The following is a 3,951-nucleotide window of genomic DNA, read 5'->3' as shown; positions in this document are numbered from 1 at the left end:
ACATCCGCTCCCGGCCCTCCTCTGCCGGACGACGCCGAGGTGCTCGGGCCGGTGCCGGCCGAGGAGGGCCGGGAGCGGATGTTGGTCCGGGTTCCCCGGGCCCGGGCTGCCGCGCTCGCCGAGGCGTTGCACTCGGCCGCCGGCGTTCGGGCAGCCCGCAAGGCCGCCGATCCGGTTCGTCTCCAGGTCGATCCGCTGAGCCTGTTCTGAGCAGTTTCGGCCGGTGCCGACGGTGGCGGACCTCGCCCGCCGCGGTGGCCGCTCGCACACCGCGTCCGGCAAAGCGGTGGCGGCCGAGTGGTAGCATCGCCCGTCATGCCGAGGCGTACGACGGGCTCCAGGTTTCGAGGGGGCGTCAGCCGCGCCGAGCTGGAGCCGTCGCGGGATGGCGCGACGATGGCGGGAACGCGTCGGTCGGGCGCGAGGTCGATGATGTCAATGAGCCGGTGATCAGGGGTGGACCAGTCGTGACCGTTGGACAATCGATCGTCTTCAACGGCGACCTCGGCAGCGGCAAGAGCACCGTGTCGGTCGAGATCGCCAAGCGGCTCGGCATGCGCCGGGTCAGCGTGGGGGACCTCTACCGGGAGATGGCGCAGCAGCGGCAGATGACCGCGTTGCAGCTCAACCTGCACGCCGAGCTCGACCAGGCCGTCGACGGCTACGTCGACCAGCTCCAGCGGGACATCGCCGCCTCCGGTGAGCGGCTCGTCATGGACTCCCGGCTGGCCTGGCACTTCTTCACCGACGCGCTCAAGGTGCACATGATCACCGAGCCGGGCGAGGCGGCCCGCCGGGTGCTCGCCCGACCCTCCGGGCCGGCGGAGAGCTACGCCTCCCTGGACGAGGCCAAGGCCAAGCTCCGGGAGCGCAGCGCGAGCGAGCGCAGCCGGTTCATCATCCGTTACGGGGTGGACAAGGCCCGGCTGCGCAACTATGACCTGATCTGCGACACCACCCGGGCGTCCGCCGCCGAGGTGATCGAGCACATCGTTGCCGCGTACGAGGGCACGCTCGGCGCCGAGGTGCTGCGCGACGCGCCGCCGCTGCTGCTGCTGGACCCGGCCCGGGTCTACCCGACCGAGGACATCGCCACCCTGCGAGGGCTGTGGGACACCGACTTCGTCGGTGGGGTGGCCGAGGCCGGCGACGAGGCGCTCGAACCGCTGAAGATCGGGTTCACCGGCGAGTACTTCTTCGTCGTCGACGGTCACCGCCGCCTCAGCGCCGCCCTGCAGAACGGGTTCTCCCTGGTCCCCGCCCAGCTGGTGGCCGAGGTCGACGAGCCGGTGGTGGGTGGGATGACCGCCATCGACTACTTCGCCGCCCAGGTGCGTCCCGGCCTGATCTACGACTGGGAGGCGGCTCACAAGATCCAACTGCCGCTGCCCGAGCCGGCGCTGCTCCGTGGTGACGCGGTGCTCGCCGGGGACCCGGCCGCCAGCGCCTGAGCCCTGGCTGCCGGCGGTCGCTGCGGCCACCGGTTCGATGGTCCACCGCGCTGCGCGTCGGGGCCGGAGCCGCCGGCGCTTGAGCCGTCGGGCTCGACCGCCCGGCGCCGAGGGCTGCCGGATGGTGGCCGCACCGGGATGATGGAGCCTCCGACGCATCGACGGGGGAGGCCGGCCATGGAGGCTGCCGAAGCGCTCACACTGCTCATGTCACCGCAGGGGCGCGTGGACCCGTACCCGACGTACGAGCGGCTGCGCGCCCACGGGCCGGTGGTGCAGGCGTTGCCGGGCCTGTACGTGGTGACCGGCTACCCGGAGGCCGACGAACTGCTGCGCGACCCCCGGCTCGGGGTGCTCGACGACGCGTTGCGTGACCAGGTCTGGCCGAACTGGCGGCAGAGCCCCGCGGTGTCGTCGATCGCCCGGTCCATGCTGCGGACCAACCCGCCCGACCACAGTCGGATGCGGCGGCTGGCCGCCGGGGCGTTCAGTCCGCGTCGGATCGCCGGAATGCGCGACGTGGTGCGGGCACAGGCCGAGGAACTGCTCGACGCGATGGTCTCCCGTGCCGAGGACTGCGCTCCGGTCGACGTGCTGGCCGACTTCGCGTACCCGCTGCCGGTCGGGGTGATCTGCGCGTTGCTCGGCGTACCCGCGGCCGACCGGCCGCAGTTTCGCCGCTGGGCCGGTGACCTGACCGGGGTGCTGGAGCCGGAGATAACCCCCGAGGAGTTGACGGTCGCCGACGCGGGCGCCGCCGAGCTGCGCGACTACTTCGTCGAGCTGATCGTCGCCCGGCGGCGGGCGCCGGCCGACGACCTGACCACCGCGCTGGTCCAGGTGCACGACGCCGACGGCGACCGGCTCACCGGTGCCGAACTGCTGGCGAATCTGGTGGTGCTGCTGGTGGCCGGCTTCGAGACCACCACCAACCTGCTCGGCAACGGTCTCGTCGTGCTGCTGCGTCACCCGGCCGCCGCCGCCGAGCTGCGCGCCGATCCCACGCTCGCCCCGGCGTTCGTCGAGGAGCTGCTGCGCTACGACTCGCCTGTGCAGCTGACCACCCGGACCAGCACCGCGCCGGTGCGCTGCGGCGGGCTCGACCTGCCGGCCGGCAGCACGGCGCTGCTGCTGCTCGGCGCGGCGAACCGGGACCCGCGCCGGTTTCCCGACCCGCAGCGTTTCGACCCGACCCGTGGCCAGGCGCACCCGCTGTCCTTCGGCGCCGGCCCGCACTACTGCCTCGGCGCGGGCCTGGCCCGGCTGGAGGCGCAGCTGGCCTTCCCGATGCTGCTGCGCCGCCTGCCCGAGCTGGCTCTGGCCGAGCCGCCCCGGCACCGGACGCGGCTGACCCTGCGTGGCTACGAGAGCCTGCCGGTGACGCTGGGCACACCGGCGGTGGTTGACCGAGGTGCGCCGCCCGGCGTCCGGCCGGGCACTCCGTAGACTGGTACAGCACCGCTCGTCCACCCGAAGAAGGAGCCGTCCCGCGTGACCGTCCAGCCCATCCGTCTGTTTGGGGATCCGGTGCTGCGCACGCCGGCCGATCCGGTGGTCGACTTCGACGCCGAGCTCCGTCGGCTCGTGGCCGACCTCACCGACACGATGCGTGAGCAGAACGGCGCCGGCCTGGCCGCGCCGCAGCTCGGTGTGAGCCTGCGGGTGTTCACCTTCGACGTCGACGACGTCCTCGGGCACCTGATCAACCCGGTGCTGGAGTTCCCCGACGAGGAGGAGCAGGACGGCCCGGAGGGCTGCCTGTCGATCCCCGGGCTCTACTTCGACACCAAGCGCCGGCAGAACGTCGTCGCCAAGGGCTTCAGCTCGTTCGGCGACCCGATGCAGATCGTCGGCACCGGCCTGATGGCGCGCTGCGTGCAGCACGAGACCGACCACCTCGACGGCGTGCTCTTCCTGGACCGACTGGACCCGGAGAGGCGCAAGGAAGCCATGAAGGCGATCCGCCAGGCCGAGTGGTACGACGCGGCGGCCCCGCCCACGGTCAAGCTCAGCCCGCACCTCAGCGACCCCTTCGGTCTGGGGCGCTGACCCGGATGCGCGTGATCTTCGCCGGTACGCCGGCCGTCGCCGTGCCCGCCCTGGCCGCCGTCGCCGCCTCCCGACACGAGCTGGTGGCCGTGGTCACCCGGCCCGACGCGCCCGCCGGGCGTGGGCGGGGCCTGTCCCGCTCCCCGGTCGGCGCGTGGGCCGACGAGCACGGCGTCGAGGTGCTCACGCCGGCCCGCCCCCGCGACCCGGAGTTCCTCGACCGGCTGCGCGAGTTGGAGCCGGCCTGCGTGCCGGTGGTCGCCTACGGCGCGCTGGTGCCGCCGGCGGCCCTGGAGATCCCCCGGCACGGCTGGATCAACCTGCACTTCTCCCTGCTGCCGGCGTGGCGCGGCGCCGCGCCCGTGCAGCCCGCCGTGCTGCACGGTGACGAGCTGCGCGGGGCCAGCGTCTTCCCGTTGGTGGAGCGCGGTGACAGCACGCCGGTCTCCGG

Annotated in this window: 4 protein-coding genes and 1 pseudogene; all 5 read left to right on the top strand. The window is 73.3% G+C overall.

The window, feature by feature from the left end; translation table 11 throughout:
* Positions 1-210, top strand: a pseudogene (locus PSH25_RS23825) (primosome assembly protein PriA); the annotation flags it as partial.
* A gap of 257 nt (positions 211-467) precedes the next feature.
* Positions 468-1,451, top strand: coding sequence for an AAA family ATPase (locus PSH25_RS23820; protein ID WP_238661187.1), 984 nt, complete (start codon positions 468-470; stop codon positions 1,449-1,451).
* A gap of 177 nt (positions 1,452-1,628) precedes the next feature.
* Positions 1,629-2,897 carry a cytochrome P450 gene (locus PSH25_RS23815; protein WP_238661186.1) on the top strand — a complete coding sequence of 423 codons (1,269 nt, stop codon included), beginning with the start codon at positions 1,629-1,631 and terminating at the stop codon, positions 2,895-2,897.
* A gap of 45 nt (positions 2,898-2,942) precedes the next feature.
* Positions 2,943-3,500 carry a peptide deformylase gene (def, locus tag PSH25_RS23810; protein ID WP_238661185.1) on the top strand — a complete coding sequence of 186 codons (558 nt, stop codon included), beginning with the start codon at positions 2,943-2,945 and terminating at the stop codon, positions 3,498-3,500.
* Between the two features lie 5 nt (positions 3,501-3,505).
* Positions 3,506-3,951 (top strand): methionyl-tRNA formyltransferase (locus PSH25_RS23805; protein WP_274527868.1); only part of this gene is annotated, 446 nt, incomplete at its 3' end.

The sequence above is a fragment of the Micromonospora foliorum genome, from assembly GCF_022229015.1.
GTDB lineage: Bacteria > Actinomycetota > Actinomycetes > Mycobacteriales > Micromonosporaceae > Micromonospora > Micromonospora foliorum.
This window is presented reverse-complemented; position numbering and strand designations above follow the sequence as displayed.

Coding starts and splice junctions, on each gene's coding strand:
- PSH25_RS23815 (WP_238661186.1), top strand. CDS start 1,629: ATGGAGGCTGCCGAAGCGCTCACACTGCTCATGTCACCGCAGGGGCGC.